The following is a 24,495-nucleotide window of genomic DNA, read 5'->3' on the forward strand; positions in this document are numbered from 1 at the left end:
TTCAGGGTTTAGTGCATTTTAACGACGTGGGGTTATGCTGCCTTGCATGAGCGCCCACACGTCCCTTGCCGGATCCATCATGGCGGACAGCTGGCCCATGGCACATGTCATGGCCGGCATGTCGGCCGTGCCCGTCGGCCATGCGATTGATCTCGCCTTTTTCTTCCCGGTCGAGGACCGGGCGCGCCATGATGCGCTGATCGCCGGGACGCGCCGTCATCTGGGCGGATGCCTGACCGCGATCGAGACCGCGCTGCGGCTGAGCCTGGCAGGCGATCCTGCAATTGCCGCCGCGCTGGGGCGTTGGCCCGATGGGTTGTGCTGGCCGACCATCTGTGCGCAGCCGACCCTGCTGGGGCCGGCCCTGCTGGCCCATATGCAGATGCGCGCGGGGGTGAGCCTGTTGCTGCGGCAGATCGGGCGCCCCGATGGCGAGCCGCCGGAACAGCCCGAGGCCGAATCGATCCTGTCGTCGGACGATCCCGAAATTGGCGATGCGATCGTCGCGCTGGCGCTGGCCGAGGGGCAGTGGCAGGCGATGGGGGGCGAGGATCAGCCGATGCGCCCCGATCTGCCGGCCGAACATTTCGCCGAACTGGTGTGGACGGCGGCCGCCTGTCTGGCGGCGGTGGTGCAGCGGACCGCGCTGGAGCCCGACAATCAATTGCTCGGCGCGTTCGAGCGGGCGGGCTGGGCACTGCTCGCCAGCCATGACGAAAGCAATGGCCCGATCGCGGCCGCCGACCAACTGGTGCGCCGATTGGGACCGCAGGCCGATGCGCCTGACCTTCTGGGCGCGGCGCTGGGGCAGCGGCGTTTCCTGCTGTTCGCGGCGCTGGCTGGGCGACGGCTGCGCCTCGGCACCGCACAGGTGACGGACATATTGATCATGGGGCCGGTGATGCAGGTGGCGACACTGTGCCGGGCGCTGGGCGGAACCGGGGCGGATTATCGACATCTGCTGCTGGCGCTGCGGCCGGTGCGGCCGGGCCTGTCCGACGCGGTGATCGTGGCCGAGGCCGACCAATATCAATTGCTGAGCGATGGGAAGGCGGAAGCCGTGGTGGGCGCCTTGCGTGCGCCGGCCGCCTTCCGCGCGAAGCTGGATCATTTGCGGCGCGTCACGGGATGAACATGACGCTCCACCCCTCCATTGTCCGGGCGACGGCATCGGCGGACGGCACGCTTCTGAGTGCCGACGCGCCGCTGCTTGCCCTGCAACGGGAGGCGGGGAGTGATCTGCTGGGGCCGCTCGCCATTCCGCAACTGGCCGCCGTGGTGCGGCTGGCGGCGCGGCTGGGTGTCACCGTATCGCGTCCTGTAGTCGCGGCGGCCGAGCGGGGCGATATCGACATGTGGGTGCGGGCGCGCAGCGACGAAGGGCCGGACGGACGCATCGTGTCGCTGGCGGTGGTCGACTGGAACGAGCGGCCGCCGCTCGCCAATGCCGGTGACCATAGCCGGCGCGAGGCCGACCTGGCGGCGCTGGCCGATGGCTGGACCTGGCAGATCGACACCCAGTTGCAGTTCCAGATGGCGATTGCCGGGACCGACCGGCAGGGTGCATTGCCGACGCAGCCGCCCCTGCCGGGCAGTCGTTTTTCCAGCTATTTCGAACTGCAGAGCGATGGCGAGGGCGACATGGCGATCCTGCGCGGCTTTACCCAGCGCCGCGCCTTCCGCGATCAGGTTGCGACACTCGTGCATGATCCCGAACAGCATGTGCGGCTGGCGGGCTTTCCACTGTTCGACCTGGCCGGCCATCTGGTCGGCTATCGCGGCAAGGCCTGCCCGATCGAGCGGCCGCCGGCGCTGGCGCGGGCGGATATGACGCAATTGTCGCTCTATCCCGGCGAGTTCGGCAAGCGGCTTGATCGCTCGCTGCGTCAGCCGCTGGGGCGGATCATCGCCAATGCCGACACGATCGGCGCACAGCTGGAAGGGCCGTTGCGGCCCGATTATGCCGACTATGCCAATGATATCGCGACGGCCGGCCGTCACCTGATGGCGCTGGTCGACGATCTGGCGGATCTGCAGGCGATCGACCGACCCGATTTCGGCGTGATCATCGAGGATGTCGACCTCGCGGACCTGGGCCGGCGGTCCGGCGGCCTGCTGACGGTCAAGGCGCTGGATCGGCACATCAAGATTCATTGCCCGGACGTCGATCAGGTGCTGATGGCGAAGGGCGAGTTCCGCCGTGTGCTGCAGATACTGGTCAATCTGGTCGGCAATGCGGTGCGTTATTCGCCCGAGGGATCGCAGGTCCGCATCGTCGTCGAGCGCGAGCATCGGCAGGCACGGGTGCTGGTGATCGACCAGGGGGCGGGCGTGGCGCTGGAGGATCGCGAGAAGATTTTCGACAAGTTCGAGCGACTGGGGCGCGACGATCCGGGCGGCAGCGGGCTTGGCCTCTATATCTCGCGCAAACTGGCGCGGGCGATGGGCGGCGACATCAGCATCGGCGGCACTCCGGGCGAGGGCGCGCGCTTCATCCTGACCTTGCCCGCGCTCGACTGACGCGCGCGCGATCGCGCTTATATGAGATAAAGAGCGCTTGTTTGTCCGGCGGATGCCGCCCCGATAGGGTGGCGGCATGGACAGATCGCATTGCCTGGCCACCTATGGCACGCTGGCGCCCGGACGGGCCAATCATCATCAGCTGGCGGAACTGCAGGGCCGTTGGCAGGCGGGGCATGTGACCGGCCATCTGGTCGCGCATGGCTGGGCCGCGTCGATGGGTTTTCCTGCCTTCATTCCCGACGAGGGCGGCGCAGCGGTGCCGGTCCAGCTGTTCCGCTCGCCCGACCTGCCGGCGCATTGGGCGCGGCTCGATGCGTTCGAGGGGACGGATTATCGCCGTGTCGCGATCGATGTCGTTACCGATCAGGGGCGGGTGCCGGCCTGGATCTATGTCTATGCAGGGGTAGGCGGCTGAGCCTTAACGAAAAACGGCGCCCGATGGGGCGCCGTTCCTCTTGTCTCTTGTGACCGCGTCTTAGCGCTTGTCGACGGCGACATAGTCGCGCTGCGTCGGGCCGGTGTAGAGCTGACGCGGACGGCCGATCTTCTGCGCTGGGTCCGAAATCATTTCGTTCCACTGCGCGACCCAGCCCACGGTGCGGGCGAGGGCGAAGAGCACGGTGAACATTTCGGTCGGGAAGCCGATCGCCGAGAGGATCACGCCCGAATAGAAGTCGACATTCGGGTAGAGCTTCTTCTCGATGAAGTAGGGATCGTTGAGGGCGATCTGCTCCAGTTCCTTAGCGACGTCGAAGATCGGGTCGTTGACGCCCAGCTTCTCAAGCACGTCCTTCGCGGTCTTCTGCATCACGGTCGCGCGCGGATCGTAATTCTTGTAGACGCGATGGCCAAAGCCCATCAGGCGGAACGGATCGTCCTTGTTCTTGGCGCGGGCGATATATTCCGGGATGCGATCGACGGTGCCGATTTCGCGCAGCATGTTGAGCGCGGCTTCGTTCGCGCCGCCATGCGCCGGACCCCACAGGCAGGCGATGCCAGCGGCGATGCAGGCGAAGGGATTGGCGCCCGACGAACCGGCGAGGCGGACGGTCGAGGTCGACGCGTTCTGCTCATGATCGGCATGCAGGGTGAAAATCTTGTCCATCGCGTCGACGACGATCGGATCGATCTTATACTCTTCCGCCGGGACCGAGAAGGTCATGTTCAGGAAGTTGGCGGTGTAGCTGAGGTCGTTGCGCGGATAGACGAAGGGCTGACCCACCGAATATTTGTACGCCATCGCAGCGATCGTCGGCATCTTGGCGATCAGGCGGTGGCTCGCAATGCGGCGCTGTTCCGGATCGTTGATGTCGGTCGAGTCATGATAGAAGGCCGACAGGGCACCGACGACGCCAACCATGATCGCCATCGGGTGGGCGTCACGACGGAAACCGCGGAAGAAGGCGGTCAGCTGTTCATGCACCATGGTGTGGCGCGTGATGGTGTTGGTGAACTCGGCCAGTTCCTTGGCCGAAGGCAGTTCGCCGTTCAGCAGCAGGTAGCAGACTTCCATGAAGCTGGACTGTTCGGCGAGCTGGCCGATCGGATAGCCGCGATGCAGCAGGATGCCCTGGTCGCCATCGATATAGGTCAGGCCCGATTCGCAGCTGGCGGTCGAGGTGAAACCCGGATCGTAGGTGAACATGCCGGTGTTGGCGTAGAGCTTGCGAACGTCGATGACCTGGGGACCGACGGTGCCATCCATGATGGCATAGTCCTTGGCCTCTCCGCCAACGGTCAAACTGGCATTATTATCCGACATGTTTTTCTCCTTAACTGCCGTCAACCGGCCACCGCGTGCCCTGCGGCGGTCAGTCGCTTCAAGCTTTCCTCTTTCCCCAGAAGGAAGAGGACATCAAAAATACCCGGCGAGACCGTGCGCCCGGTGAGCGCCGCACGAAGCGGTTGTGCCACCTTGCCCAGGCCAAGCCCCGCATCCTCTGCCACGCGGCGTATCACTTCATCGATCGCTTCAACCGTCCAGGACTGGACGGGCTGGAGAGCGTCGGCTGTCTTTTTCAGCAGCTCACGCGCGGGTTCATCTAGCAGAGCAGACGCCTTCTCGTCAAAATCGAGCGGGCAAGATTTGAACAGAAACTCCGCGCCTTCTGCAATTTCGTTAAGCGTCTTGGCCCGCGGCTTGAGCGAAACCATCGCCTGGGTCAAAATATCGCGCTGGGCGTCATTCAGTTGCGTATCAAGACGCGACTCAACGCGCGGGGCGACCAGAGCGGCCAAGCGCGCCTCGTCAGCCTCGCGTAGATAATGGCCGTTCAGATTTTCCAGCTTCTTGATGTCGAAGCGCGAGGGCGAGCGGCCGACGCCGTCGATATCGAACAGTTCGATGGCGCGCTCGATCGAGATGATCTCTTCATCGCCATGACCCCAACCCAGGCGCAGCAGATAGTTGAGCACCGCTTCGGGCAGCATCCCCATCTCGTCGCGATAGGCGTCGACGCCGAGCGCACCGTGGCGCTTCGACAGCTTCGCGCCGTCCGACCCGTGAATCAGCGGGATATGGCCATAGACCGGCTCTTCCCAGCCCATCGCCTTGATGATCGCCAGCTGGCGGAAGGCGTTGTTGAGATGATCGTCGCCACGGATGACATGGGTGACGCCCATGTCATGGTCGTCGACCACCACGGCCAGCATATAAGTGGGGGTGCCGTCCGACCGTAGCAGGATCATGTCGTCCAGTTCGGCATTCTGCACCACGACGCGGCCCTGCACCGCATCCTCGATCACCGTTTCGCCGGTCCGAGGGGCCTTGATACGGATGACGAAGGGCGCGCCTTCGGGCGCTTCCTCCGGCGAACGATCGCGCCAGCGGCCGTCATAGCGCATCGGCTGCTTGGCGGCGCGCTGCTGTTCGCGCAGTTCGGCCAGCTCTTCCTGCGTCGCATAGCAGCGATAGGCATGGCCATTGGCGAGCAGCTGGTTGGCGACCTCGGCATGGCGCGGGGTGCGCTCGAACTGGAACACCGCCGGCTCATCGCCACCCAGGTTCAGCCATTCCAGGCCGTCGAAGATGGCGGCCACGGCTTCCTCGGTGGAGCGGGCGCGATCCGTATCCTCGATGCGGAGCAGGAACTTGCCGCCATGATGGCGCGCAAACAGCCAGTTGAACAGCGCGGTGCGGGCGCCGCCAATATGCAGGAAGCCCGTTGGCGACGGGGCGAAACGGGTCACCACCTGCTTGTTCAATCCCGTTGCACTTGCCGTCATATTCGCTGACATTCTTCCTGCCTGATCCATGGATGCGACGCCCCCTAGCATGGCTTTTGAGCCACGACAAACGTCCGTTGGGCGCAGGACGGTGCGTATTGCGCACAATGGATTTGCGCGGATCGAACAATGGCTGGAGGTGGAGCGCGAACAGCTCGCCTTGTGGGTGCCGGTAGCGCTGGGCGCGGGCATTGCCGGCTGGTTCGTGCTGCCGGGGCCGGCACATTGGCTGGCCTGTTGCTGCGGGGCGCTGGGGCTGGCCTGTCTGGCACTATTGCTGCCGGTGGGCGCGCGATTGCGGCACATGCTGGTGGCGGGCGGGCTGCTCGCCTGCGTCGGTTGCCTGCTGGTCTGGGGCAAGGCGACATGGCTGGGTCAGCCGCCGCTGGCGCGTCCCATATTCGTACAGGTGACGGGACAGGTGACGGCGGTGGCCAAGCTGCCGGCGCAACAGATGGTGCGGGTGGGCCTGCGGCCGATCGCGGCGCCGGCGCTGCCCGCGGCGATCCGGGTGAATATCGCGGAGGCGGACGTGCCCGAAGGGCTGGGCAAGGGGGCGGTGCTGCGCTTTCGCGTGCGGCTGATGCCGCCCGCGCCGCCGAGCGTGCCTGGCGCGTTCGATTTTGCGCGACGCGCCTATTTCCAGGGGATCGGGGCGACCGGGCGGGCGCTGGCGCCGGTCGAAATGGTGGAGCAGGCGCGCGAGGGGCCGACGCTGCGGGCGCGACTGTTCGATCATATCAGCGGGCAGGTGGCGGGCGCACCGGCGGGGATTGCGGTAGCGCTGGCGACCGGCGACCAGGGCGCGATTGCCGAAGCGGATGCGGAGGCGATGCGGCGCAGTGGCCTTGCCCATCTGCTGTCGATCAGCGGGCTGCATGTGACGGCGCTGGTCGGGGCGGTGATATTCCTGTTGTTGCGCTTGCTGGCGCTGATCCCCCGCGCGGCGCTGGACTGGCCGCTGATGCTGATCGCGGCGACCGGCGGCGCGTTGGCGGGGATCGGCTATACGCTGCTGACCGGGGCGGAGGTGCCGACGGTGCGATCCTGTGTCGCGGCGCTGCTGGTGCTGGGCGGGCTGGCGCTGGGGCGCGAGGCGATTACTTTGCGGCTGGTGGCGACCGGGGCACTGGTGGTGCTGGCCTTCTGGCCCGAGGCGCTGATCGGCCCGAGCTTCCAGATGAGCTTTGCCGCCGTGGTCGCGCTGGTGGCGCTGGGCGAACATCGGCGGTTCAAGGCGTTTGCGATGGCGCGGGACGAGCCTTGGTCGCGCAAGGCCGGGCGGACGGTGGCGGCAATGCTGTTGACGGGGCTTGCCATCGAACTGGTGCTGGCGCCGATCGCCCTTTTCCATTTTCACAAGGCAGGTTTGCTCGGCGCGGTGGCCAATCTGGTCGCGATCCCGCTCACCACCTTCGTCATCATGCCGCTGGAGGCGCTGGCGCTGGGCTTCGACCTCGTCGGGCTGGGCGCGCCCTTCTGGTGGCTCACGGCTAAGGCGATCGCGCTGTTGCTGGCGGTGGCGCATGGCGTGGCGGCGAGCCCGATGGCGGTGATGCTGGCGCCGGCGGTGCCGGGCTGGATTTTCGGGATCATTGTCGTTGGTGGTCTGTGGTGCCTGCTCTGGCGTAGTCGCTGGCGCTGGCTGGGGTTGGGGCCGGTGGCGATCGGCCTGATCGGCATCGCGCTGCTGACGCCGCCCGATATCGTGGTGACGGGCGATGGGCGGCATGTCGCGGTGCGGACGCCGGCGGGGACGATGGCGCTGCTGCGCGAGGGGGCGGGCGACTATGTCCGCGACGTGCTGAGCGAGAGCGCGGGCTATGACGGGACGCTGGAGGCGATCGCTAAGATGCCTCAGGCGCGCTGTTCGACTGATCTATGTGCGGTGACGTTGCCACGGGGCGGCCGCGACTGGCGCTTGCTGGTGACGCGCAATGCGATGCTGGTCGATAGGCCGATAATGGAGCGGGACTGCGCGGCGGCCGATATCGTCATCAGCGACCGGGGCCTGCCCCGGTGGTGCCGGCCGCGCTGGATGAAGATCGACCGCCGGCTGCTATCGCGCACCGGGGGCCTGTCGATTGGCCTTGAAGGCGGCAAAGTTCACACCGTCCATCGGCCCGGCGACGCGCATCCCTGGATCGTGCGACCGGCGGCGCGGCGGCGGGTGTCAGGGCAGTTTGGCGGAGGTTGATATCTGGCCGCTGGTGAGGTGACCGATCAGGCCGGTCACCGCGCCGGTGGGCGACCGGGTGAAGACCAGCAGGTCCGCGCCGCCGGGGATGGCGAAGGCGCCCGGACCGACATGGATCAGGGCAGTCGGCGCATCCTGTGACGTCGATTGGCCGTAGAGCGTGCCGTCGCGCGCGGTGATGAAGTCCGTCAGGCCGGCGGCCGAGCGATATTGGCCGACATAAGCGTCGAGAGGGTCGGTATCGGCGGGCACGGGGGTGGGCGGGTAGAGGATCGAACTGTCCTGCCGGTGCAGATAGAGCCAGCGGCCGCCCTGACGCACGAAGATATCGCTTTCGTGCCAGCCGCCGACGGCATCGGCCATGTCCTCGCGGATTTCGGCATCGACCAGAGCGATGTCGTCGAGGATGCGGGCGTGGATCGACTGGATGGCATAGGTGCGCGCCGGGTTGGAGATGGTCGGCAGATAGGCGGGCAGGTCGGCGCGGGTGCGGCGCTCGCCCAGATCGGAAACGACGACATAATCCTTGTCGAGCATCGCCATATATTTGGGGATGTCGCCGCTCTTGAGCGCGGCCAGGCGCGTTTCGATCAGGCTGCGGAAAGGGGCAAGGGTCTGTTCGTTATCCTGCGCGAACGCAGGAGAGGCACATAGCAGGATGATGGCCGGACAGATGGAGCGCAAATAGGACATGGGCCAGACCCCCTGTAACGCGGCGCCATGCTATCATGGTTGCAGCGGGCTGCCCATGCGGGATTGCAAGTCGGAAGCGGCGGAACGCTGGTCCGCCGCTCACCGGGTCAGTTGTAGCGGCGCAGCAGCCCGGCGAGCTTGCCCTGGATGCGGACCTGGCGCGAATCGTAGATCTGCGGTTCATAGGCGGCATTGGCGGGATCGAGCCGAACCCGGCTGCCTTCGCGGCGGAAATATTTGAGCGTGGCTTCAGCGTCGTCGATCAGGGCGACGACGATCTGGCCCTCGCGCGCGACATCGGTGCGCTGGATCAGCGCGAAGTCGCCGTCGAGAATGCCGGCCTCCATCATCGAATCCCCCGACACTTCGAGCGCATAATGATCGCCCGAGCCGAGCAAGGCGGCGGGGACGGAGAGCATGGTGTGGCTTTCCATCGCCTCGATCGGCACGCCGGCGGCGATGCGGCCGTGCAGCGGGATTTCGATCACGTCATTGGCGGCGGTCGGCAGCAGCACGGCGGGCGCCGATATCTTGGGCGTCGGAATGGCCGGAGCCGGCGCGCGATGCATCGCGTCGGGCAGCTTGAGCACTTCGAGCGCGCGGGCGCGGTTGGGCAGGCGGCGGATGAAGCCTCGCTCCTCCAGCGCATTGATCAGCCGGTGGATGCCGGACTTGGAGCGCAGGTCGAGCGCGTCCTTCATCTCCTCGAACGAAGGGGACACGCCGCCTTCTTCCAGCCGGGTCTGAATGAAGCTCAGCAATTCCTGCTGCTTGGGCGTCAACATCGGCGGTCCTCCATGGAACGAATGAAGAACGCATAGGAAACGGAAAGGGGCAAGTCAAGCGCGTTAAGCCATGCGCCGCTTTTGCCGGCCCGGTCGTCAGGCAGTCAGATAGTCAGGCGGTCAGGGGGATGATGTCCACCATGTCGCCGGCAATGGCGGGGGCTGAGCCGGCCGGGCGGCGGATCAGGCAGTCGGCCAGCGCCATGGCGGCGGTGGCGGCGCTGTCCTGCGCGGTGACCGAGACGATGCCGTCAGCCCCGCGATACGCCCGCAGATAATCGTCGCGTTCGGCCGTCGCACCGAGCGGCGCGGCAAGGCGGGCCTGCACGACCGGCGGCAATGGCGCGCGCGATCCGGCGAGATGGCGGACCAGCGGACAGAGGAACAGCGTGCCGGTGACGAAGGCGGAGACCGGGTTGCCCGGCAGGCCGAGAAAGATTGCATTGCCGAGGCGTCCCGCCATCAGCGGTTTGCCCGGCCGCATCGCGATCTTGTAGAAATCGAGCGTGCCGCCGGCGGCCGCGAAGGCGGGGCGGACATAGTCATGGTCGCCGACCGAGGCACCGCCGGTCGAGACGATGATGTCAGCCTGCGCCGCCTGTTTCAGCGCCTGCGTCATGGCGCCAAGATCGTCGGGCACGATGCCAAGGTCGATCACGTCGCAGGGCAGGGCGGCGAGCAGGGCGGCGAGCATCGGCGCGTTGGAGGAGGGGAGATAGCCCGGCGGCGTCGGCGCGCCTGGGGGAACAAGTTCATTACCGGTCGAGAGTAGGGCGATGCGGGGCCGGGCGCCGACGGGCAGGCTGCCATGGCCGCCCAGCACCGCAAGTGCGATTCGGCCCGGCGTGAGGCGGCTGCCGGCACTGACCAGCGGCGTGCCCGCGCGGAAATCGGAGCCGAGCGGGCGGACATGCTTGCCGGGCGTCAGGGCACCGTCATGGGCGGATAGCTTGTCGCCATCGCGGGTGGCATTTTCCTGGATCAATATGGCGTCGGCGCCGGCCGGCAAGGGCGCGCCGGTGAAGATACGGCAAGCCTGGCCCGGTTGCAGGGCCGGGATATCGGCATCGCCGGCGCTGCTGGTGGCGACCAACTGCCACGGCCCGGCGCCTTCGGATGCGCGCACGGCATAGCCGTCCATCGCGGAAAGATCGGCCCAGGGCTGGTCGCGGAGTGCGCTGATGTCGGTGGCGAGCCAGCGGCCGGCACAAGCGGCGACGGACACAAGTTCGGCCGGCAACGGATCGGCAAGGGCAAGGAGCCGCGCCTGCGCGTCCGCGACCGGCATCAGGCTCATCGGCTGGCATGCTCCGGTGCGGTCCAGTCGCCCGACTTGCCGCCGCGCTTGGCGAGCAGGCGAACCTCGCCGATTATCATGCCCTTATCGAGCGCCTTGGCCATGTCATAGATGGTCAGGAGCGCGGCGGTCGCGGCGGTCAGCGCCTCCATCTCCACCCCGGTCTGGCCGGCGGTGCGCGCGGTCGCGGTGACGGTGACGCCGTCGTCGTGCAGGGCAAAGTCGATGGTGACGGCGCTCAGCGGGATCGGATGGCAGAGCGGGATCAGTTCGGCGGTGCGCTTGGCCGCCATGATACCGGCGACACGGGCAACGGCCAGCACATCGCCCTTCTTGACGAGGCCGGCGGCGATCGCCTGCGCGGCATCGGCCGCCATGGTGACGCGCCCGGCGGCCACCGCTTCGCGCGTTGTCACGGCCTTGGCCGAGACATCGACCATGCGGGCGGCGCCGTCTTCGTCCAGATGGGTGAGGCCGGTCATGCGCCTGTCAGCAGGGTACGGGTCGCGGCCTCGACATCGGCCTGGCGCATCAGGGTTTCGCCGACCAGGAAGCAGCGCACGCCATGATCGGCCATGGCGGTAAGGTCGGCATGGGAACCAAGGCCGCTTTCGGCGACGAAGGTGCAGCCGTCGGGCGCCTTGCCGACCAGTTCATAGGTGCGGGCGAAATCGACGCTGAAATCGCGCAGGTCGCGGTTGTTGACGCCGATCAGGCGCGAGCGGAGCTTGAGCGCGCGCTCCAGTTCGGCCTCGTCATGCACCTCGATCAGGGCATCCATACCAAGGCCGAGCGCGGCATCCTCGATCTCCTGCATCTGGCTGTCGTCCAGTGCTGCGACGATGATCAGGATCGCGTCGGCGCCGAGCGCGCGGCTTTCGAGGATCTGCCAGGGATCGACGATGAAATCCTTGCGCAGCACCGGCAGGGCGCAGGCTGAACGGGCGGCCATCAGATAATCGTCATGGCCCTGGAAATAGGGCTCGTCGGTCAGCACCGAAAGGCAGGCGGCGCCGCCGGCGGCATAGGCCACCGCATGGGCCGGCGGATCGAAATCGGCGCGGATCAGCCCCTTGGACGGGCTGGCCTTCTTCACCTCGGCGATCAGGCCGAAGCCCGAGCGGGCGGCATCGTCCAGCGCCCTGCGAAAGCCGCGCGGCGGGGTCTGCTCGCTGGCGCGGGCGTGGAGCGATGCGATCGTGGTCGCGGCCTTGCGGCGGGCGACATCCTCGCGCTTGAAATCGCAGATTTCGATGAGCTTGTTAGTCATTGATAGGCAATCCAGCAATTGAGGAGCGCGTTGGCAAGGCCGTTGTCGATCGCTTCGGCGGCCTGTTCGACGCCCTCCTGGAAATCATGGGCAGCGTCAGCCACCACCAGAGCGGCGGCGGCGTTGAGCAGCACGGCGTCGCGGTAGGCGCCGGCCTCGCCCTGGAGCAGGGCGCGCAGCGCCGCAGCATTATGGGCCGGGTCGCCGCCGCGAATGGCGGTGACGGGATGGGTCGAGAGGCCGAGGTCCGCAGCGGTCAGGCGGCGCATCGCGACCACGCCGTCGGCCGTCACCTCGGCAATGTCGTTGCCGCCGGCGAGCGAGAGTTCGTCGAGCCCCTCGTCGCCCGACACGATCATCGCATGGGTGGCGCCCAGCTGACCCAGCGCATCGGCATAGATGGGGACGTAAGCGGGGCGGGCGATGCCGACCAGTTGGCGGCGGACATTGGCGGGATTGGCGAGCGGCCCCATCAGGTTGAAGATTGTGCGTTCGCCGATCGACCGGCGGATCGGGCCGAGGCGCTTGAGCGCTGGATGATAATTTTGCGCGAACAGGAAGCAGATGCCCAGATCCTTGAGCGTCGCTTCCGCCGTGGCGGCCGCGCGATCGAGATCAAGGCCCAGCGCTTCGAGCGTGTCGGCGGCCCCCGCCTTGGACGAGGCAGCGCGATTGCCATGCTTGGCGACCGGCACGCCGGCGGCCGCGACCACCAGGCTGACGGCGGTCGAGACGTTGAGCGTATGATGGCCGTCGCCGCCGGTGCCGCAGACGTCGATCGTGCCGTTGGGGGCGTCGACCGGGATCATCCGGGCGCGCATCGCACGGGCGGCGGCGGCGATCTCCGTCGCGGTCTCGCCGCGCCGCGCCATGGTGACGAGGAAGCCGGCAATCGCCTCGTCCGACAGGTCGGCGTCGAACAGCAGGTCGAAGGCGCGGGCGGCTTCGTCGGCGGCCAGGGGCGCGCTGGGATCGGGCAACAGGGTCATGGGCCAAGCCTTTAGTCCCGGCCACGCGCGAAAGTCGAGGGCGACATGCTATTTGCCCGCCAATTGGAATTTTGTTGCGTGGTCCGGCAATTGGCTTGACGGGTGGGGCTTGACGTGGGCGCCAAAGGGGCGTTGTCGGGAAAGCCATGCGTCGTTCCTGGTCGACCCTGTTCTGGAGCCTTGCCATCCGCCAACGCCGCCGGTTGCGCGAGAGCGAGGCGGCCTTCATCCTGCTCGCCATACTGGCGGGCGTGGCGGCGGGGCTGATCACCAACCTGTTGCAGCTGATGGCGCACGGCATTCAGGAACTGCTCTATGGCGTCAGCATCAACCGGCTGAGCGCGCTGGGCGAAATCCGCCATCCTTGGCGATTGCTCGGCCTGCCGCTGGGCGGGCTGGCGCTGGTGCTGCTGGCGCGGCTCCTGCGCCGCCGACAACGGCCGCTGATCGACGTGGTGGAGGCCAATGCGCTGCATGGCGGGCGCATCCCGATGGCCGACAATCTGGTGATTGCCGGGCAGACGGTGCTGTCGAACGGGGCTGGCGCCTCGGTCGGACTGGAGGCGGCCTATGCGCAGATGGGCGGCGGCGTCGCATCGCTGCTGGGGCAATGGCTGAAGCTGCGGCGCAACGATCTGCGCACCTTGGTCGGGGCGGGCGCGGGGGCAGGCGTGGGGGCGGCCTTCGGCGCACCGCTGGCCGGCGCCTTCTATGCGTTCGAGATCGTGATCGGCCATTATACGCCGGCCGCGATCGCGCCGGTGGTGGCGGCTGCCCTGAGCGCCGCCTTCGTGACGCGCGCGCTGGGCGTCGAGCCCTGGCTGATCGCGACCACGGCGGACCGGATATTGGGGACGGCGGACTATCTTCTCTACGCGCTGCTGGGCCTGCTCTGCGCGGGGCTGGGCATCCTCATCATGCGGATGGTGACCTTTGCCGAGATGCGGGTGCAGGGCTGGACCTGGCCGGGGCGGTGGCGGCCGGTGATCGGCGGCCTGCTGCTGATGCCGCTCGCCTGGCTGACGCCGCAGACCTTGTCGGCCGGGCATGGCGCGCTGCACCTCAACCTCATCCTGCTGCCCGACTGGACGGTGCTGTTGATGATCCTGTGCCTCAAGATCGCGGCGTCGGTGATTTCGCTGAGCTTCGGCTTTCGCGGCGGGCTCTTCTTTGCGTCCTTGTTCCTGGGATCGCTGGCGGGGCAGATTTTCGCGCAGCTGGTCGACCTTGTCGGGATCGGCTGGTCGCTCGACCCCAATGATGCGGCGTTGGTGGGGATGGCAGCACTCAGCGTCGCGATCGTCGGCGGGCCGATGACGCTGGGGCTGCTGATGCTGGAGACGACCCATGATTTCCAGCTGATGGGCGTGGTGCTGACCGCGTCGCTGCTGTCGAGCGCGGTGACGCGGGAAATGTTCGGTTACTCCTTCTCCACCTGGCGGCTACATCTGCGCGGATCGACCATCCGCAGCCCGCGCGACATTGGCTGGGTGATGAACCTGACCGCCGGGCGGATGATGCGGCGCGACTGGGTGTCGGTGCCCGATACGATGAGCGTCGGCCAGTTCCGCGCGCTGGTGCCGCTGGGGTCGGCGAGCAAGGCGATCATGATTGACGGCGCGGGCGGCTATCTCGGCATCGTGCCGACGGCTGCGGCCTATCGCCCCGAACTGGCGGAGGATGCGCCGATCGCGCCGCTGGCAACGATGGCCGATATCTCATTGCGGGCCGATGCGGATATCCGCGCGATCCTGCCTTTGTTCGACAAGGCTACGGCGGACGAGTTGGTAGTGGTGGACGAAAGCGGGCTGGTGCTGGGCGTGCTGACCGAGAAACATGCGCGGCGGCGCTATTTCGAGGAGATCGAAAGCTCGCAGCGGGCGTTGTTCGGAGAAGGATAAGGGGCTGTGCCGCACTGAACGCAGCCCGCCCCAAGCAGCGGCCTTACGCCGCTTCGCGCTCGCGGACCGGGATGCCGGCGATCTTCATGAAATTGGCCAGCATGTCATGGCCATGTTCGGTCGCGATGCTTTCCGGGTGGAACTGGACCGAATGGATCGGCAGGGTCGCGTGGCGGAAGCCCATGACCGATCCGTCCTCGCTGGTCGCGTTGACCACCAGATCGGCCGGAATATCCTCGACGATCAGCGAGTGATAGCGGGTCGCCGTGAAGGGCGAGGGGAGGCCGGCGAACAGGCCGGTGCCGTCATGGCGCACCGGCGAGGTCTTGCCGTGCATCAGCCCGCCGCGGACCACCTTGCCGCCGAAATGCTGGCCGATCGCCTGATGGCCCAGGCACACGCCCAGCAGCGGCGCGCCGGCATCGGCGCAGGCCGCGACCAGATCCAGGCTGACACCGGCCTCATTGGGGGTGCAGGGACCGGGCGACAGAAGGAAGGCCTTGGCCCCGCTCGACAGGGCCTGGCCCGCCGAGATGGCGTCGTTGCGCACGACCTCTACCTTGGCGCCCAGCTCCATCAGATAATGGACCAGGTTCCAGGTGAAGCTGTCATAATTGTCGATGACGAGGATCATGGGACACAGCCTATAGGCGCGGATGACGATGGGGGGAAGGCCGATGATTGCCGCTTGGCAAAGAGAGGGCGATGTCGTTCAATTGATCGCATGATGAAACGACTGCTGATCTCGATATGCCTCCTGGGACTGGCCAGTTGCGATCGCGCCGGCCTCGATCGGCAAACGATGCTGGCTGCGCAGATCGAGAAGCAAGTAAAGCTGCCAGAGGGAGCGGCCAAGCTCGCCGACTATGGCCGAAACTATGCCTTCAAGGAGGCTGGTATCGTGACGGGCATCTATCTCATTCCGATTGGCACAGAAGAGCGTGACGAGGGGTGTGAAGTGATGCTGGCCAATATGGCATCCCGCCCTTGTTCGGAGCAGGAAATGACGGGCATTTCCGACATGCAGCGTGCAATTAACGATGGCCAGGCAAAGGCGGGTGAGAGCCGATGGTTTTCCAGCGAGAAAGAACTGCCCTACATGAATGACGGGGGCTGCAGTCAGGTCAGTCTGGAATATGATGTTCAGCAGAAGCGTGTGGTGAGGATTGGCTGCAACGGCGAGGCATAAAGACCTTCAACGCTGTTGATGTCATTCCCGCGAAGGCGGGGCGCGCAGCGCATCGCAGGTAATCCATCCTCGGACCTCGCAGCTGGGGCTATGGTGGGAGATGGATCCCCGCCTTCGCGGGGATGACGGTAAAAAAAAAGCAGGGATGATGATGTGGGCGGTGGCGGCAGCGCTCCGCCGCGCACCCTTCACCGCTTCTTGTACTTGCCCCGGCTGCTGCCGATGTGGCGGATGTTGGTGGGGCGGCCGCGGTGAATTTTCGGGCGGGTGCGGTCGCGCTTGAGCGGGCCGCCGCGCGGGGCCGGATTGTCGGGCAGTTCGAAGCGCAGCGCGCCGTTGATCGGGTCGGCTTCGGCCAGACGCAGTTCCAGCCGCTGGCCGACCGTATAGCGGTCGCCGCTTTCGACGCCCTGCAGCGCCTTGCCCGCTTCGTCGAAGAAGAAATGTTCGGCGCCCAGCGTCGAGACCGGCACGAGGCCGTCGCCGCCCAGCCCCTCGACCGTGGCGAAGAAGCCGAAATTCTGGACCCCGGTGATCCGTGCCTTCACCACCTCGCCGACATGGGTCGACAGGAAGGCGGCGACATAGCGGTCGATCGTCTCGCGCTCCGCCTCCATCGCGCGGCGTTCATGGCCCGAGATCATCTCGCCGACCCGGCCCATATTCTCATAATCCTCCTGGCTGAGGGAGGAGCGGTCGGGGATCGCCCTGTCCTTGGGCGCGGGCAGTTCGAGATCATAGGCGCCGACCAGCGCGCGATGGACCAGAAGGTCGGCATAGCGGCGGATGGGCGAGGTGAAATGGGCGTAGCTGCCGAGCGCCAGGCCGAAATGCCCCATATTCTGCGGCGCATAATAGGCCTGGGTCTGGGAGCGCAGGATCTGGGTCATGATCTGCTCCTTCTCCTCCGACTCGCCGACCTTCTTGATCAGCTGGTTAAAGGTGGACGGGCGGATCACCTGGCCGAGCGCGAAGTCGATGTCGAAGGTGGCGAGATATTCCTTGAGCGCGACCAGCTTGTCGCGGCCCGGCGTTTCATGGACGCGATACATGACCGGCGCCTTCTTCGCTTCCAGCGCCTTGGCGGCGGCGACGTTGGCGGCGATCATATAATCCTCGATCAGCATATGGGCGTCGAGCCGTTCGCGCACGGCGACGCTGACGATCTTGCCCCATTCGTCGAGGACGACGCGCCGTTCGGGCAGGTCGAGCGCGAGCGGGTCGCGCTTTTCGCGGGCCTTGCGCAGTAGCGCCCAACAGGCCCAGAGCGGTTTCAGGGCATGTTCCACCAGATCCACTCCGTTCGGGCTGAGCGAAGTCGAAGCCGCTTGCTGAGCCGCAGGCGAAGCAGCCTCACCTTCGGCTCGGCCCTGCCCTTCGACAGGCTCAGGGCGAACGGAAGAAAAAGCATCGATCGCCGCCTGCGCATTTTCATAGGCGAGGACGGCGGCGACGCGGATGATGGCGCGGGAGAAGCGGAAGCTCTTCACCTTGCCCTGCGCATCGATCACCAGATGGCAGGCCATGGCGGCGCGGTCCTGCCCGGCGCGCAGCGAACACATGTCGGACGACAGCTGATGCGGCAGCATCGGCACGACCAGGTCGGGGAAATAGACGCTGTTGCCGCGCTTGCGGGCTTCGCGGTCGAGCGCGTTGCCGGGGCGGACATAGTAGCTGACATCGGCGATCGCGACGATCGCCTTGTAGCCGCCTTCATTGGTTGGGTCTTCGTCCGGCGCGGCCCAGACGGCATCGTCATGGTCGCGGGCATCGACCGGGTCGATCGCGACGATCGGCAGATGGCGCAGATCCTCGCGCTTGTCCTCATGCAGCGGCAGCTTCGACGCGGTGACCGCTTCCTCCTCCACCGCTTCGGGGAAGACATGGGGGATGCCATGCTTGTGAATGGCGATCAGGCTGAAGCTGCGCGGGGCGAAGGGATCGCCGAGAATGTCGGTGACGCGCGCGCTGATCCGCGGCGGGCGGCCGGTCGGCTCGGCCAGGACCAGGTCGCCCTTCTTGGCGGTGCCGATGTCGCTGATCGGCGTATCCTTGCGGATGCGCTTGTCGACCGGGCGCAGCCAGAGCTTGCCGTCGGCCATTTCCTCGACCACGCCGAGCAGCATCTCGGTCGCCTTGGCGAGCTTCTTCATCGGATGGGCGAGCCAGCCCTTGCCTGCTTCCTCGGTGCGGGCGAGGATGCGGTCGCCGATCGTCAGCGCGCCGCGCTTGCCGCGTTCGACCACGCGGATGCGGGGCGCGGGCTGGCCTTCCGCCTCCCAGCGTTCGGGGGTGGCGATCAGGGTGGTGTCGTCGACATCGACGATGCGCAGCACCGTCACCTTGGGCACGCCGCCCATCTTGTGGAAGGCGCGGGCCGGGCCGATGTCGAGCAGCCCCTCGTCCGCCATGTCCTTGAGCAGCGCCTTCAAGGCGATCTTTTCCTGCCCCTTGAGGCCGAATGCCTTGGCGATTTCGCGCTTGCCGGCGGGGGTGTCTGACTCGGTGATGAAGTCCATCACCTGCTGCCGGGTGGGGAACCCGGCGGGACGGACTTTCGCGCGGGCCGGGGCCGCCTTCTTCTGCTTCTGGGTCGATGCCATGGCTCCGCTATAGGGGGCAGGCCGCATGGGCGCCAGTGGCATGGCGGGATGGGACGGGCGGATCGTTGGAAAGGGCATGACGATATTGCTTCTCCCCCTGTTGCTCGCTGCCGCACCTGATGCCCCGATCGCGCCGATCGATAAGGCCAATGCCGAACATTATGTCTGGGGCGGCAGCAATGATGGCTGGCATCTGGTGAAGCGCGACGAGATGTCGGTGATCCAGGAACGGATCGTGCCGGGCGGGGCGGAAGTGCGCCATTATCACCAGCGGGCGCGGCAATTCTTCTATGTCCTGTCGGGCGAACTGACGCTGGAGGCGGGCGGGGTGACCCATGTGCTCAAAGCGGGCCAGGGGCTGGAAGTGCCGCCGGGTGTGCCGCACCGGGCGCAGAACAGGAGCGCCGAGCCGGTCGATTTCCTGGTCAATTCGACGCCCAAAAGCCATGGCGACCGGGTCGATGCGCCGGCGGAAAAATAGGAAATCCCCCGCTTAACTTCGCATATTTCCCGCACATTCTGATATTTTGGAACAATTGTTGGAAATCTTGTTGCGCGCAAGCCCGCTCGCTTTTCTGCGCCGTGCAGCGAGGACTATGCGGGCTATCAATCGGGCTGATACCAGTAGATATCATGGCCAATCTTGGAGAAGAGTGGGCCTGACGGCGGACCTTTCCGGCTATCGAGCGTGATGAAATAGCCCCAGCCGCCGTCAAAATAGGGCTTTGTCAGAATATCGACGCCATCGGGGGAAATCGTGACGCTCATGGGGTCGAGCTGCGCAATGTGATGTGGCCAACGGCTTTGGGGCACGAATTGTTGGCTGGCGGGCGTTTGCGCAGCCAGGGCTTTGGCTTCCCGTTCGATCGCCTGCAGGGTGGCAGTGTCTTGAACAGGCTGCCGGCACCCGGTGAGCGAGGCAAGGATGACCATGATGGCGAGGCCGCCAATAGGAATTGCTTGCATATACTCCCCCGATGCACAGCGCTGCCGCTTATGAAGTGGGTCTAGCTGATCGCCTCACTGTAGGACAGGCTTGCGTCACTGCATGGCTGGGATAGAGGGGCGGGATGCAGCTTCTTATCGATGGTGAGCTGGTCGATGGCGCGTGCGCGATCGACCTTGTCAATCCGGCGGACGGGCAGGTCTTTGCCGCCGCGCCCTGTGCCGATGCGGCGCAGGTGGAGCGGGCGGTGGCGGCCGGGCAGCGGGCCTTTGCCGGCTGGCGCGCGCTGGACTTTGCTGCGCGTGGCGCGCGGATTGCGGCGCTGGCCGATGCGCTGGAGGGGCGGGCCGCGGAGTTCGCCGCGTGTCTGACGCAGGAACAGGGCAAGCCGCTGGCCGAGGCGCGGGGCGAGATAGAGGGGGCGGTGGCGGCGCTGCGCTATCATGCCGGGCTGCGGCTGGAGCCGGTGGTGCTGAAGGACAGCGCGACCGAGCGCGTGGTCGAGCAGCGCCATCCGCTGGGCGTGGTCGCGGCGATCGTGCCGTGGAATTATCCGCTGCTGCTGCTGGCGCTCAAGCTCGCGCCGGCGCTGATCGCGGGCAATGTCGTGATCGCCAAGCCGGCGCCGACGACGCCGCTGACGACATTGATGCTGGGCGCGCTGGCGGCCGACATCTTCCCCGCGGGGGTGGTGCAGATGCTGGGCGATGCCGGCGATGTCGGGCCGATGCTGACCGCGCATCGGGGAATCGCCCATGTCAGCTTCACCGGATCGACAGCGACCGGGCGGCGGGTGATGGCGGCGGCGGCCGACACGGTGAAGCGCTTCACGCTGGAACTGGGCGGCAATGATCCGGCAATCCTGCTGGACGATGCCGATGTCGCGGCGGTGGCGCCGATCCTGTTCGACGGGGCGATGGGCAATGCCGGGCAGGTCTGCCTGGGCGTCAAGCGCATCTATGCGCCGCGCGCGCTGATGCCGGCGTTGGGCGCGGCGCTGGTCGAATGTGCGGAGCGGGCGGTGGTCGGCGACGGTCGGGCGGCCGGCACGACGATCGGCCCGGTGCAGAATGCGGCGCAATATGCGCGGCTGGTCGATCTGCTGGCGGAGGCGCGGGCGCAGGGGCGGGTGCTGCATGGCGGCGCTCCCGTGGAAGGAGGCGGCTATTATATTGCGCCGACGATCGTCACCGACCTGCCCGACGAGGCACGGCTGGTGCAGGAGGAACAGTTCGGGCCGATCATCCCGCTGCTGGCCTATGATGACGAGGCGGAACTGGTCCGCCGGGTGAATGACGGCCCCTATGGGCTGGGCGCGTCGGTGTGGACCGCCGATGCAGCGCGCGGGCAGGCGATGGCGGCGCGGATCGACAGCGGGCTGGTCTGGGTCAACCGATTGTTCGACCTGCCCTTCGACGTGCCGATCGGCGGCGCCAAGCAATCGGGCATCGGCCGGCACCAGGGGCTGGCCGGGGTGGAGGAGTTCACCCAGATCCGCATCGTCAACGCGGCGCTGGGCTGAGCGGAGGAGCGTGGTGATGACCGAGATATTGCTCTTTTCCTATGGCACGCTGCGGCTGGCGGAGGTGCAGATGGCGCTGTTCGGCCGGCTGGTGCAAGGGGAGCCGGATGCGATGCCGGGCTATCGCCAGCGTCTGATCGAGATCAGCGACCCGGACGTGATCGCCAAGAGCGGCACGTGCTGGCACCCGATGGTCGAGCCGAGCGACGATCCCGAGGATGCGGTGGAAGGGACCCTGTTTCGCCTGACCGAGGCGGATGTCGCGAGCGCCGACGCCTATGAGGTCGACTATGTCCGGCGCGAAGTGCTGCTGCGGTCGGGACGGCGGGCCTTCGTCTATGGAGGCAAGGGGGCTTAACCGGGCCAGTTCGGATGAGTGGCGGACTGTCGACTTCGATCGACGCTCCTGCGCCCGAGAGCGGCCTGCTAAATAAGCGCTTCGGAGAGAACTTTAAATTTAACCTTGGGAACGCGAAAACAAAAAGGATCGTTCGTCGCTCCTAACTCGCTGAGTAAATGGCCTGGCATGAATTCGCTCACCGAAAGTGGCACGATTGAAGATATGTCTATCGGCAGGTCGATTTCGGAGATCGCGATTTTATTTATTACAGAAACAGATGCGATTGCGACCTCCTGAAGGCAAAGTGATTGCAGCGCATCCGCATATCCTGCGAAGAACGGTTCGAAGGCTGTCGGTAACGAAAATTGCTCGACGTCCTCTGTTTGCATCTCCCATGAGGGGGTGCTTCCTTGGCCATTAACTTGGGTGATCCAGGACCTGCCGCGACGCTGATGGTTAAAGTCCATGGCTCGATGTGCGTGCATCACATCGCTGAAAATGCGGGTTCCTATCGCGTAGAGATCGCTATCGAAAATATTGGCAAGGAAGAGCACGGTCGGCTTCGCTGGTTTCTTGCCAGCGACTGACTGCACATAAAGCCGCCAATTGCTTTGTAACGGTGAAGGAAAAAGGCGCCGGAGGGGGCCGGCGGCAGAAGGTCCGAAATGGCCATGGGCGTAAGTCAGGATGGTCAGGATCGTTTTGCCGTCAACATCAATCACTTTCACACCAGGTGGGATGAGATGATCCACAGCCGCCAAGGGGACATTCCAATTGGCATAGACAATGTTGCTTACATCGCTTTCAAGGGTCGGAAAGGGCAGTCGTGCCGATATCGTCCGGCGCACCTGTTTAGGAAGCTGCATATTCGCCAAACTATTTTGAAGCCACCCCAGGAAACCTTTGCGGGGCGAGACGAAATAAGCAGGTTCCATATTCGGCAGCCTAGAGCTTGGCGATAGCGGGTGCAACTGGCGCAAGCGACCGCTTTGAAGGAGCGATTGGCGCTGCTTAAAAGGCAAAAAGTCGAATGCTCGTTCGGAGCGGTCACAAGCATGTTCGTCTCTAGGTAGTGGACCAATGGAAGGGGATGCGGCTGTTGCCAGTGACGTTACCCTGGGCGTTGAAGCGGCGTTCCAGCGCCAGGCCGGTGCCGTCCGGGGCGATGGCGAGGATGCTGCTGCAACGTGTGCCATAGATGGGGTTGCGGATGAAGATGGGGGAGAGGGGCGGCTCAAGCGGGGCGTCGGACGGTGTGGCCGGGGCGATGCCGGTGGCGGGCAGGCTCTCGCGGCGCAGGGGGGCGAACAGGTCTTCGGGATCGGTCGCACCGGCGACCAGCCATTGCAGCATCGCATCCTTGAGCGCGAGCGTCTTGGGCCAGGGCTGGTCGAGCGGGCCGTTGGAGAGGCCGTAGAGGCCGGGCGCGAGCAGGCTGCACTGGGGTTCGGGCCGGTTGGTGAGGAAGACGAGCCGGTCACGGTCGGCGAGCAGCAGGTTGAACGGGTTGAAATCGTCGAGCGCTGCGGTCTGGGGATCGGCATAGGTGCCGCTGCCGGTCAGCAGGTCGGTCACCAGCGCGCCGCGTGAGGCGCGCTCGGGCAGGGGATCGCCGAAACCGCGCAAATTGGTGATGACGGCGGCCCGGCCATCCTCGTCCGCGCCAAGCCAGGTGCCGCCCGATTGCAGGTCGCGCCCGGCGATCAGCCCCGGCCGGTCGTCCCAGCGCGCCATCGCGGCGGCGGGGCGGGCATGATATTCGTCGCGATTGCCGATCAGGACGAGCTGCCAGCGCGGGTGCGCCCGCCAGGCCAGTGCCACGATACACATTTGCTGCCTCCATCCTGCAACACCGGCTTGATAAATCGCGCGGCCGCCGCCATATAGGGGGTGCCGGGTTCGCCCGGCTATGGTGATAAATCGTGTCGTATAATAGACGCAGCGGACCCGGGGGCAGTACCCGGCGGTTCCACCACATGTCCCGGAAGGCCTTTGGTCTGGCGGGGTGTCTGATGGGGCCGAACTAGGATCGACGTGTGTTCAAAGGCGATGCTTTTACCCGGCCCGTGTAAGCCGTTAAACTGTGCAAAACTCACAAGTGCCAACGATAACGAAGCACTCGCCATTGCAGCGTAATTGAGGGCCTCACGGCCTGACATTACTCTAAAATAGCGCGGTTGAACCCACCGGGCAACAGAAGGGAATTCAGCGGCCCCCGGAGGCGCCGGGCAACAGAAGCCTCCGGACCCAATCCGTCAGACGATGTTTTTTCAGGCCACGCCGCTTCCGGCGCATGGCCTTTTTGCGTCTCCATGATGCGATTCGAATCGGGCGAAATTTGCATGCCGCATTCGATTTCACTTTTATGACACTGATGTGAAAAACGCATAAGTCAATGAAATCATGTAAATATAAAATGAAATCCGCGCCCATGGCCGATCTTGTGTCGATGTCATCAAGATGAAATAATTCCGGCTATGTTGGAAAGTTTTTTTCGGAGAAAATCGATGTTCAAGGCGGCGGCAGTTGCGGGCTTTCTTCTGGCTTCGGCAGTGCCAGCCATGGCGTCGGCGGCGGATGATGTGATCGTCAGCGTCGTGCCGGATGCGGGTCTGGCCGCGTCGGCGCTGCTCGCCCATGATTTCGACAAGGCCGCCCGCAAGCTGCAGGCGGTCTGGCCCGACACCATCAACGATCCGGCGCGCCTGATCAACCTGGGCAATGCCTATGCGGGGATGGGGCGCACCAGCGATGCGCGTGAGGCCTATGCTGCGGTTGCGCGCGTGCCCGACATGACGCTGGTGCTGGCCGATGGCAGCGAGGAATCCTCGCGCTCGATCGCGCAGCGCGCTTCGGCCCGCCTGAATACGAGCTATGCGATGCGCTGAACGCCCTGTTTCAGTGGCTCGCGCAGGGGCGTCGTCCGGTGGACGGCGCCCCTTTCTGTTGCTGTGGCAGCTGGGCCACTGTCTTTAAACTGTAATTTTACCGACCCCGATATGTCATAAAAGGAAA

23 protein-coding genes and 1 other RNA gene are annotated in these 24,495 nt (G+C 65.8%); 11 read left to right on the plus strand and 13 right to left on the minus strand.

Annotated features, from left to right (window positions below):
• Positions 1-46: 46 nt before the first annotated feature.
• The 3 genes from N6H05_RS13595 to N6H05_RS13605 all read left to right on the plus strand — a co-directional run bounded on the left by N6H05_RS13595 (position 47) and on the right by N6H05_RS13605 (position 2,938).
• Positions 47-1,132 (plus strand): DUF2336 domain-containing protein, encoded by a 1,086-nt coding sequence (locus tag N6H05_RS13595; RefSeq protein WP_349666190.1) that lies wholly within the window; start codon positions 47-49, stop codon positions 1,130-1,132.
• A complete protein-coding gene (locus N6H05_RS13600; RefSeq protein ID WP_284109990.1) occupies positions 1,129-2,520 on the plus strand; it encodes a sensor histidine kinase in 1,392 nt (463 codons plus the stop codon). Before N6H05_RS13595 ends, N6H05_RS13600 begins: the two co-directional genes overlap by 4 nt.
• A 76-nt stretch (positions 2,521-2,596) precedes the next feature.
• Positions 2,597-2,938: a gamma-glutamylcyclotransferase family protein gene (locus N6H05_RS13605; protein ID WP_284109991.1), complete on the plus strand. Its 342-nt coding sequence runs from the start codon at positions 2,597-2,599 to the stop codon at positions 2,936-2,938.
• Between the two features lie 60 nt (positions 2,939-2,998).
• On the opposite strand, the gene N6H05_RS13610 is transcribed toward N6H05_RS13605, so the two are convergent.
• Together N6H05_RS13610 and gltX are read right to left on the minus strand one after the other, a co-directional pair.
• Positions 2,999-4,285, minus strand: coding sequence for a citrate synthase (locus N6H05_RS13610; protein ID WP_284109992.1), 1,287 nt, complete (start codon positions 4,283-4,285; stop codon positions 2,999-3,001).
• 20 nt (positions 4,286-4,305) lie between these two features.
• On the minus strand, positions 4,306-5,760 hold the full coding sequence (gltX, locus tag N6H05_RS13615; RefSeq protein WP_284109993.1) for a glutamate--tRNA ligase: 1,455 nt from the start codon (positions 5,758-5,760) through the stop codon (positions 4,306-4,308).
• A gap of 37 nt (positions 5,761-5,797) precedes the next feature.
• On the opposite strand from gltX, the gene N6H05_RS13620 reads away from it, so the two are divergent.
• Positions 5,798-7,945, plus strand: coding sequence for a ComEC/Rec2 family competence protein (locus N6H05_RS13620; RefSeq protein ID WP_284109994.1), 2,148 nt, complete (start codon positions 5,798-5,800; stop codon positions 7,943-7,945).
• On the opposite strand, the gene N6H05_RS13625 is transcribed toward N6H05_RS13620, so the two are convergent.
• The 6 genes from N6H05_RS13625 to trpD form a co-directional block, all read right to left on the minus strand.
• Positions 7,922-8,638: a nuclear transport factor 2 family protein gene (locus N6H05_RS13625; protein ID WP_284109995.1), complete on the minus strand. Its 717-nt coding sequence runs from the start codon at positions 8,636-8,638 to the stop codon at positions 7,922-7,924. The two genes, N6H05_RS13620 and N6H05_RS13625, sit on opposite strands and share 24 nt — an antisense overlap.
• Before the next feature lie 107 nt (positions 8,639-8,745).
• Positions 8,746-9,423 carry a transcriptional repressor LexA gene (lexA, locus tag N6H05_RS13630; protein WP_284109996.1) on the minus strand — a complete coding sequence of 226 codons (678 nt, stop codon included), beginning with the start codon at positions 9,421-9,423 and terminating at the stop codon, positions 8,746-8,748.
• A gap of 112 nt (positions 9,424-9,535) precedes the next feature.
• Positions 9,536-10,720 carry a molybdopterin molybdotransferase MoeA gene (locus N6H05_RS13635; protein ID WP_284109997.1) on the minus strand — a complete coding sequence of 395 codons (1,185 nt, stop codon included), beginning with the start codon at positions 10,718-10,720 and terminating at the stop codon, positions 9,536-9,538.
• Complete coding sequence (gene moaC, locus N6H05_RS13640) at positions 10,717-11,202, minus strand: cyclic pyranopterin monophosphate synthase MoaC (RefSeq protein WP_284109998.1); 486 nt, start codon at positions 11,200-11,202, stop codon at positions 10,717-10,719. The genes N6H05_RS13635 and moaC overlap by 4 nt, the downstream gene beginning before the upstream one ends.
• Positions 11,199-11,990, minus strand: coding sequence for an indole-3-glycerol phosphate synthase TrpC (trpC, locus tag N6H05_RS13645; RefSeq protein ID WP_284109999.1), 792 nt, complete (start codon positions 11,988-11,990; stop codon positions 11,199-11,201). The genes moaC and trpC overlap by 4 nt, the downstream gene beginning before the upstream one ends.
• Positions 11,987-12,979, minus strand: a complete 993-nt coding sequence (trpD, locus tag N6H05_RS13650) for an anthranilate phosphoribosyltransferase (RefSeq protein ID WP_284110000.1) — start codon at positions 12,977-12,979, stop codon at positions 11,987-11,989. The genes trpC and trpD overlap by 4 nt, the downstream gene beginning before the upstream one ends.
• A 146-nt stretch (positions 12,980-13,125) precedes the next feature.
• Here trpD and N6H05_RS13655 point away from each other — a divergent pair, with 146 nt between their 5' ends.
• Positions 13,126-14,880: a chloride channel protein gene (locus N6H05_RS13655; RefSeq protein ID WP_284110001.1), complete on the plus strand. Its 1,755-nt coding sequence runs from the start codon at positions 13,126-13,128 to the stop codon at positions 14,878-14,880.
• A gap of 43 nt (positions 14,881-14,923) precedes the next feature.
• Here N6H05_RS13655 and N6H05_RS13660 read toward each other — a convergent pair whose 3' ends face one another.
• A complete protein-coding gene (locus N6H05_RS13660) occupies positions 14,924-15,514 on the minus strand; it encodes an anthranilate synthase component II (RefSeq protein WP_007708936.1) in 591 nt (196 codons plus the stop codon).
• 90 nt (positions 15,515-15,604) lie between these two features.
• Between N6H05_RS13660 and N6H05_RS13665 the strand changes: the two genes are divergently transcribed.
• Positions 15,605-16,069, plus strand: coding sequence for a hypothetical protein (locus N6H05_RS13665; RefSeq protein ID WP_284110002.1), 465 nt, complete (start codon positions 15,605-15,607; stop codon positions 16,067-16,069).
• 188 nt (positions 16,070-16,257) lie between these two features.
• On the opposite strand, the gene N6H05_RS13670 is transcribed toward N6H05_RS13665, so the two are convergent.
• Complete coding sequence (locus tag N6H05_RS13670) at positions 16,258-18,672, minus strand: ribonuclease R family protein (RefSeq protein WP_284110003.1); 2,415 nt, start codon at positions 18,670-18,672, stop codon at positions 16,258-16,260.
• Between the two features lie 76 nt (positions 18,673-18,748).
• Here N6H05_RS13670 and N6H05_RS13675 point away from each other — a divergent pair, with 76 nt between their 5' ends.
• On the plus strand, positions 18,749-19,153 hold the full coding sequence (locus N6H05_RS13675; protein WP_284110004.1) for a cupin domain-containing protein: 405 nt from the start codon (positions 18,749-18,751) through the stop codon (positions 19,151-19,153).
• A 125-nt stretch (positions 19,154-19,278) separates the two neighbouring features.
• On the opposite strand, the gene N6H05_RS13680 is transcribed toward N6H05_RS13675, so the two are convergent.
• Complete coding sequence (locus tag N6H05_RS13680; protein WP_284110005.1) at positions 19,279-19,638, minus strand: hypothetical protein; 360 nt, start codon at positions 19,636-19,638, stop codon at positions 19,279-19,281.
• Positions 19,639-19,742: 104 nt separating this feature from the next.
• Here N6H05_RS13680 and N6H05_RS13685 point away from each other — a divergent pair, with 104 nt between their 5' ends.
• Positions 19,743-21,140 carry an aldehyde dehydrogenase family protein gene (locus tag N6H05_RS13685; RefSeq protein ID WP_284110006.1) on the plus strand — a complete coding sequence of 466 codons (1,398 nt, stop codon included), beginning with the start codon at positions 19,743-19,745 and terminating at the stop codon, positions 21,138-21,140.
• 16 nt (positions 21,141-21,156) lie between these two features.
• On the plus strand, positions 21,157-21,498 hold the full coding sequence (locus N6H05_RS13690; protein WP_284110007.1) for a gamma-glutamylcyclotransferase family protein: 342 nt from the start codon (positions 21,157-21,159) through the stop codon (positions 21,496-21,498).
• Between the two features lie 68 nt (positions 21,499-21,566).
• Here N6H05_RS13690 and N6H05_RS13695 read toward each other — a convergent pair whose 3' ends face one another.
• Together N6H05_RS13695 and N6H05_RS13700 are read right to left on the minus strand one after the other, a co-directional pair.
• Positions 21,567-22,415: a DUF2071 domain-containing protein gene (locus tag N6H05_RS13695; RefSeq protein WP_284110008.1), complete on the minus strand. Its 849-nt coding sequence runs from the start codon at positions 22,413-22,415 to the stop codon at positions 21,567-21,569.
• A gap of 130 nt (positions 22,416-22,545) precedes the next feature.
• Complete coding sequence (locus tag N6H05_RS13700) at positions 22,546-23,310, minus strand: NRDE family protein (protein WP_284110009.1); 765 nt, start codon at positions 23,308-23,310, stop codon at positions 22,546-22,548.
• Positions 23,311-23,333: 23 nt separating this feature from the next.
• Between N6H05_RS13700 and ssrA the strand changes: the two genes are divergently transcribed.
• Positions 23,334-23,688: a transfer-messenger RNA gene (ssrA, locus tag N6H05_RS13705) on the plus strand.
• A 299-nt stretch (positions 23,689-23,987) separates the two neighbouring features.
• The gene (locus N6H05_RS13710; RefSeq protein ID WP_004207460.1) at positions 23,988-24,368 is read left to right on the plus strand and encodes a hypothetical protein; all 381 of its coding nucleotides are present in this window, start codon (positions 23,988-23,990) and stop codon (positions 24,366-24,368) included.
• The last annotated feature ends 127 nt before the right edge of the window (positions 24,369-24,495 follow it).

The organism is Sphingobium sp. WTD-1, assembly GCF_030128825.1.
Classification (GTDB): domain Bacteria; phylum Pseudomonadota; class Alphaproteobacteria; order Sphingomonadales; family Sphingomonadaceae; genus Sphingobium.

What these genes read in the sequence shown, in the direction of transcription:
- N6H05_RS13595 (WP_349666190.1), top strand. Translation starts at nt 47, where the DNA reads ATGAGCGCCCACACGTCCCTTGCCGGATCCATCATGGCGGACAGCTGG.
- N6H05_RS13600 (WP_284109990.1), top strand. Translation starts at nt 1,129, where the DNA reads ATGAACATGACGCTCCACCCCTCCATTGTCCGGGCGACGGCATCGGCG.
- N6H05_RS13605 (WP_284109991.1), top strand. Translation starts at nt 2,597, where the DNA reads ATGGACAGATCGCATTGCCTGGCCACCTATGGCACGCTGGCGCCCGGA.
- N6H05_RS13610 (WP_284109992.1), bottom strand. Translation starts at nt 4,285, where the DNA reads ATGTCGGATAATAATGCCAGTTTGACCGTTGGCGGAGAGGCCAAGGAC.
- gltX (WP_284109993.1), bottom strand. Translation starts at nt 5,760, where the DNA reads ATGTCAGCGAATATGACGGCAAGTGCAACGGGATTGAACAAGCAGGTG.
- N6H05_RS13620 (WP_284109994.1), top strand. Translation starts at nt 5,798, where the DNA reads ATGGCTTTTGAGCCACGACAAACGTCCGTTGGGCGCAGGACGGTGCGT.
- N6H05_RS13625 (WP_284109995.1), bottom strand. Translation starts at nt 8,638, where the DNA reads ATGTCCTATTTGCGCTCCATCTGTCCGGCCATCATCCTGCTATGTGCC.
- lexA (WP_284109996.1), bottom strand. Translation starts at nt 9,423, where the DNA reads ATGTTGACGCCCAAGCAGCAGGAATTGCTGAGCTTCATTCAGACCCGG.
- N6H05_RS13635 (WP_284109997.1), bottom strand. Translation starts at nt 10,720, where the DNA reads ATGAGCCTGATGCCGGTCGCGGACGCGCAGGCGCGGCTCCTTGCCCTT.
- moaC (WP_284109998.1), bottom strand. Translation starts at nt 11,202, where the DNA reads ATGACCGGCCTCACCCATCTGGACGAAGACGGCGCCGCCCGCATGGTC.
- trpC (WP_284109999.1), bottom strand. Translation starts at nt 11,990, where the DNA reads ATGACTAACAAGCTCATCGAAATCTGCGATTTCAAGCGCGAGGATGTC.
- trpD (WP_284110000.1), bottom strand. Translation starts at nt 12,979, where the DNA reads ATGACCCTGTTGCCCGATCCCAGCGCGCCCCTGGCCGCCGACGAAGCC.
- N6H05_RS13655 (WP_284110001.1), top strand. Translation starts at nt 13,126, where the DNA reads ATGCGTCGTTCCTGGTCGACCCTGTTCTGGAGCCTTGCCATCCGCCAA.
- N6H05_RS13660 (WP_007708936.1), bottom strand. Translation starts at nt 15,514, where the DNA reads ATGATCCTCGTCATCGACAATTATGACAGCTTCACCTGGAACCTGGTC.
- N6H05_RS13665 (WP_284110002.1), top strand. Translation starts at nt 15,605, where the DNA reads ATGATGAAACGACTGCTGATCTCGATATGCCTCCTGGGACTGGCCAGT.
- N6H05_RS13670 (WP_284110003.1), bottom strand. Translation starts at nt 18,672, where the DNA reads ATGGCATCGACCCAGAAGCAGAAGAAGGCGGCCCCGGCCCGCGCGAAA.
- N6H05_RS13675 (WP_284110004.1), top strand. Translation starts at nt 18,749, where the DNA reads ATGACGATATTGCTTCTCCCCCTGTTGCTCGCTGCCGCACCTGATGCC.
- N6H05_RS13680 (WP_284110005.1), bottom strand. Translation starts at nt 19,638, where the DNA reads ATGCAAGCAATTCCTATTGGCGGCCTCGCCATCATGGTCATCCTTGCC.
- N6H05_RS13685 (WP_284110006.1), top strand. Translation starts at nt 19,743, where the DNA reads ATGCAGCTTCTTATCGATGGTGAGCTGGTCGATGGCGCGTGCGCGATC.
- N6H05_RS13690 (WP_284110007.1), top strand. Translation starts at nt 21,157, where the DNA reads ATGACCGAGATATTGCTCTTTTCCTATGGCACGCTGCGGCTGGCGGAG.
- N6H05_RS13695 (WP_284110008.1), bottom strand. Translation starts at nt 22,415, where the DNA reads ATGGAACCTGCTTATTTCGTCTCGCCCCGCAAAGGTTTCCTGGGGTGG.
- N6H05_RS13700 (WP_284110009.1), bottom strand. Translation starts at nt 23,310, where the DNA reads ATGTGTATCGTGGCACTGGCCTGGCGGGCGCACCCGCGCTGGCAGCTC.
- N6H05_RS13710 (WP_004207460.1), top strand. Translation starts at nt 23,988, where the DNA reads ATGTTCAAGGCGGCGGCAGTTGCGGGCTTTCTTCTGGCTTCGGCAGTG.